The 3,978-nt window shown below is 68.5% G+C and carries 3 protein-coding genes; 1 reads left to right on the top strand and 2 read right to left on the bottom strand.

Annotated features, from left to right (window positions below):
* Positions 1 to 213: 213 nt before the first annotated feature.
* Together AB0M26_RS31445 and AB0M26_RS31440 are read right to left on the bottom strand one after the other, a co-directional pair.
* Complete coding sequence (locus AB0M26_RS31445; protein ID WP_365266356.1) at positions 214 to 1,488, bottom strand: MFS transporter; 1,275 nt, start codon at positions 1,486 to 1,488, stop codon at positions 214 to 216.
* The gene (locus AB0M26_RS31440; protein ID WP_365266353.1) at positions 1,485 to 2,582 is read right to left on the bottom strand and encodes a PLP-dependent cysteine synthase family protein; all 1,098 of its coding nucleotides are present in this window, start codon (positions 2,580 to 2,582) and stop codon (positions 1,485 to 1,487) included. Before AB0M26_RS31440 ends, AB0M26_RS31445 begins: the two co-directional genes overlap by 4 nt.
* A gap of 997 nt (positions 2,583 to 3,579) precedes the next feature.
* Between AB0M26_RS31440 and AB0M26_RS31435 the strand changes: the two genes are divergently transcribed.
* Complete coding sequence (locus AB0M26_RS31435) at positions 3,580 to 3,750, top strand: hypothetical protein (RefSeq protein WP_365266350.1); 171 nt, start codon at positions 3,580 to 3,582, stop codon at positions 3,748 to 3,750.
* Positions 3,751 to 3,978 lie beyond the last annotated feature (228 nt).

The raw sequence follows: 3,978 nt of genomic DNA, 5'->3' as shown, positions 1-3,978 counted from the left end.
AGAACCCCTCAGCAAGGTTCATCGTTCCAGGTCAGGAAGGCACTTTCGCGTTTTCCGACCCAGCCAGCCGTACGCAAATGAAACGGCGAGGCTAGACACCTCCACCACATCGGAGGTCTTCGCTCTTGATCAACCCCCCACGAGTGTCAACAACGCTCATGGTCAGAACAGCTAGGGCGTGGGGCCGTTGTGTGCCGGGTGCCTTGGTGCCGGTCAGGCTGTGGCGGCGGCTGCTTCCCATCGGTGGGGGGTCAGTCGACCGGTTCTGCTGAGAAGGTGAATGGCCATGGCGCAGGCCAAACCGAGGGTGGTCAGGAACAGCCATGGGAGGGCCGGTGTTCCAGCACGACGGGCCGCGTCGAGTGCGGCTCCGGTGAAGAGGTTGCCCGCGGTGATGCCGATGCCGCAGATGGTGTTGTAGAGGCCGTAGTGCGTTGCCACGAGCCGGTCCCCGGCCAAGGCGACGACGGTGTCCATCTCGAAGGGGTAGACGACCATCGTGGCCAGGGCGAGCAGCAGGCCGCAGCCGGTCGTCGGCACCAGCGCTGCGATCCAGTGCATCGGGCCCCTGGAGGGGACGGGCACCAGGAGGGGGATGAACGCGGCTCCCATCAGAGCCAGTCCCCAGCTGATCGACCGGTCCGGGGACCATCGTCTCGTGCACCAGGCGGTGAGGCGGGTTTGGCCGAGGATGGTGGTCAGTCCGGATACGGCGAACAGGGTGCCGATCCCGATGGTTGCCGCGGCCTCGCCGGGCGCGGTCTCCTGCAGGGTCATGGGCAGGGCGAGGTAGATCTGGAAGGCCAGGACGTAGGAGCCGGTCATCGAGGCGGAGAAGAGCAGGAAGGGCCGGTTCGCCAGGACCTGCCGCCACTGCCGGGCCACGCTCTCTCGCTTCCCGGAGTCCGCCCCGCGGGCCTGGGGCAGGGCCCGAAGCTGTACGAGGGTCAGAACGGCGAAGACCGCGGCGGAGGCCAGGCAGGTGAGCCGGAAGTCGACCCGGGTCAGGGCCAGACCGATGAGCGGGCCCGCGAGGATCCCCGCCTGGTAGAAGATGTTGAACAGTGCGAACGCCTCGACTCGTCGTTCTCCCGCGTCCCGAGCCAGGTAGGCCCGGACCGCCGGGTTGAACAGTGCTCCGGCGAAGCCGGTCGCGGCGGAGGCGGCCAGGAGCCCGGGAACGGAGTCGACGAGACCGAGTGCGAGGAAGCCCGCGGTACGCAGAGTGCAGCCGGCGACGATCAGGGGCTTGTAGCCGAATCGGTCGGCCAGCGTTCCGCCGAGGAGGAACATGCCCTGCTGGCTGAAATTGCGCATGCCAAGGATCAGCCCGACGAGCCAGCCTGCCAGGGCGAGGTCACCGGAGAGATGCTGGGCGAGGTAGGGCATCAGCATGTAGAAGCCCAGGTTGATGGTGAACTGGTTGAGCAGCAGCAGCTGAACGCTCCGGTCGTAGGAGCGGACCTGCCCGAGGATCCCCGCGGTCATCGCGCCCCCTGTCCCGCGGTCGGGGCGAGGGGGTCGGTCACCGTGAGGCAGCGGGTCCAGCGCAGCGCTTCCCCCTGGTTGGCCGCCTTGTACTCCTCCGGCTCCTGTGCTGGCCGGACCTCCAGGAGGTCGTGCTCACGGCAGTAGTCGTCGTTGTAGATCGTCGACAGGTAGCGGTGGGGGCCGTCGGGGAAGACGGCGGCGATGCGGGTCCCGGCGGGGTGGGTACGGGCTGCCCAGCCGGCCACCAGCGCCACCGCGCCCACGCTCCAGCCACCGGAGGCGTAGTGGTGCCGAGCCAGTTGGCGGCATGCCCAAACAGCCTCTCCGGGGGCGATCCAGTGGACCTCCGCGAATTGTTCGTAGGCCACGTTGCGAGGATGGATGCTGCTGCCGAGTCCGCGCATGAGCCGGTGCCGGCCGGGCTGCCCGAAGATGGTCGATCCGATGGCGTCCACCCCGATGACCGTCAGGTGGGGGAAGCAGACGCGCAGTACCCGGCTGATGCCTGCGGAGTGACCGCCGGTCCCGACGCTGGTCACGAGAACGTCCACACGGTGGAGCTGGGCGAGCATTTCATGCGCCAGCGGCGCGTAGGCATCGACATTGTCCGGGTTGTTGTACTGATCGGGGCACCACGCCCCCGGGTTCTCGGCGAGGACTTGGCGGACCCGCTCGGTTCGAGCCATCTGCCAGCCGCCCCTGGGGTGGGGGGTGGCGACCATGTCGAGCTGGGCGCCCTGGGCACGCAGCAGACGAAGGACGTCGGGCTCGATGCCGGTATCGGTGACCAGAGTGACGGGGTGACCGTAGATGCGGCCGGCCAGGACCAGACCTTGGCCGAGCGTTCCACTGGTGGACTCCACGATCATGGCGCCGGGCCGCAGCACGCCGCGCTCCCGGGCGCGCGCGACCATGTGCAGGGCGGCACGGTCCTTCAAGCCGCCGGGGTTGAACCCTTCGAGCTTGGCCCAGAAGCCTCGCCCCGGTGGAGCGAAGGGGTGGCCGATCCGTAGGACGGGAGTGTTTCCGACAGCGGCGGCGAGCGCACGGCCCGCGCCGCGGGAGAGAACAGCGGTGGAGAGGTTGCTCATAGGGGTGACTGCCTTCTGGTTCTGGAAGATCGCCGTAGGACAGCAGCGACTCACCCGGGGAGCCTGCGGCGTGGCGCAGGCAGGGGTGAGGGACCGACGACGCGGTCCGGACGGCGGTCTTCTAGATACGCCAGAGGCAGAGATGGGACTGTGCTGAGCGACCGATGTCTATCGGCGGGAGGCGACCATCGGTTAATGGCGCCGGCAACGCCCCGCTGCGGACCGGCCCCCACACGGCGACGGCGTCCAGCGGGGTCGCCGTGAACACATCCGTGCGGCCGTTCGGGGGCCCCCACACTGACGGGGACGGCTGGCGGGAAAAGTGATCGTCACCGGCGGGGTGCGTAGCGGGGACGTCGGAGGACTTTTCCCGTGCCACCGCGTTGCCCACATGAGGTGCGTACGGGTCGTGCCCTGCACGATCGAGTGGATGCCGGTGCTCGTGCACCCCGTGCGTGAGCTCATGACCATTCGCGTGCGCATCAGGGGTTGCGTGCACGTGGAGAGGCGAACCCGCCGCGGTGCAACAGAAGGCAGCCAGCAGCGCCAGGAGAAGCGCGATGGACCCTCTACAACCCCGTTTGCACACAAAATGGATCGTAACGGACGTCCTGTGCACGTGCCTTCCGACCGAATCTCCTGCCCAGGAAGGCTCCGCCGGCTCGACGACGGCCCACCACTCAGTGCCGGCCCGGCGGTTGGGGGCACCACGGATGTTCATGCGTCCCGGCTGTTGGAGTGAACGAGCACACCGCATGATGAAGCGGCTATGCCACGGACGATGCCACCAGCCCGCGCTGCACGCCCCGTCGACAACAATGGGCCTGCGGTGCCGGCGCACCTTTGCCCGGGCGTCCTGCGGTCAGGTTCAGCCCTGCTGCATGACCCGGGCGGCTCCATCGCCCGGGCCCGACCATGGCCGCACCACCCTGGGAGCACCCCTTGCCTCGCCCCCCCGTGCTCGGCGCACCGTATGGCCACCGTCGCGGCTCCGACCTTGTCGACCACACGCGGCTTGGCCGCACCGGCCTTCGCACATGTCGAGGTCGCCGCGAGCGATGACCGCGCCCTGGCCGAGAACGTGACCCTCAGCTTCGACGCCGATCTGACGATCGATGAGGCCCGACAGAAGCAGAAGCAGAAGCAGAAGCAGAAGCGGCAGCGTTGAGCGCAGCGGCCGTGGACGTGGCTGCGCCTTGGCATGGGAATCATTGGGCGGGGGCGCGGAGCTACCATTCGAGGCCGAGGTCGGCGAGCTGCTGGAGTTTGTCGGGGGAGAGTTTGGCGCGCCTGGTCTTGGTGTGTTGCGCGACGCGGAAGGTGTGCATGAAGGCGACGTTCGGGTTGTTGGCGGGACGGGATGAAATGACCCCGGCGGCCGTCAGGCCGCCGGGGT

The organism is Streptomyces sp. NPDC051776, assembly GCF_040681345.1.
Classification (GTDB): domain Bacteria; phylum Actinomycetota; class Actinomycetes; order Streptomycetales; family Streptomycetaceae; genus Streptomyces.
This window is presented reverse-complemented; position numbering and strand designations above follow the sequence as displayed.